Origin of the sequence: Rhodopseudomonas palustris (genome assembly GCF_003591005.1) — a bacterium.
In the GTDB taxonomy this organism is placed as follows: Bacteria; Pseudomonadota; Alphaproteobacteria; order Rhizobiales; family Xanthobacteraceae; genus Rhodopseudomonas; species Rhodopseudomonas palustris_K.
Genome location: NZ_QYYD01000080.1, coordinates 1 through 560, shown reverse-complemented (window position 1 = coordinate 560; position 560 = coordinate 1). Strand labels below are relative to the sequence as shown.

Below are 560 nucleotides of genomic sequence, written 5' to 3'. Positions count from 1 at the left end.
GTAATCATAGCGACTAGAAAAATCAGGTTTTTATTGTCTTTTCGCAAACCATCTTTTGCAATAGCTTCTCCATCAGAATCTCCTAAAAGCAAAACTTTTAGGCCTAGGAAAATTGGAATCAAACCGAGTAAACCTAAAATCTCTTTACTAGGAATATAATTTAAGACAAATGCAAAAAGCAAACTTAGGAATATTAGACTAACAGAGCCTAGAAATTGTCCTAAATAGATGTTAATGATGTCTTTTCTGCTTTTTCTTTTGGCAAAAAATAACATTAGGATAATAAGTAAGTCTACGGCTGTCCCAGAATACAGGATTATCGAAGTAACAACATTTTGAATCATAAAATACCTCATTCAAATATATTTTTGAATGTATTCTAACATTAAACTTTGTAGATGTCAACTTAAAATCCACCAAAATATAGATAAGAAGTTAGTGTACCAAATATTAAAAAGCCCTGCCATCGAAATGATAGCAGGGCTTAACTTCAATATCCAGATGATATATTTATCTAAAAAAGGTAGAGTAAAAGGTAGAGTTTTTATTGATTTGTAGTG

Annotated in this window: 1 protein-coding gene; it reads right to left on the bottom strand. The window is 30.4% G+C overall.

What is annotated here, in order from left to right:
• On the bottom strand, window positions 1-344 hold a 344-nt coding region (locus tag D4Q52_RS26055), incomplete at its 3' end, for a cadmium resistance transporter (RefSeq protein ID WP_234831328.1).
• Between the last annotated feature and the right edge of the window lie 216 nt (window positions 345-560).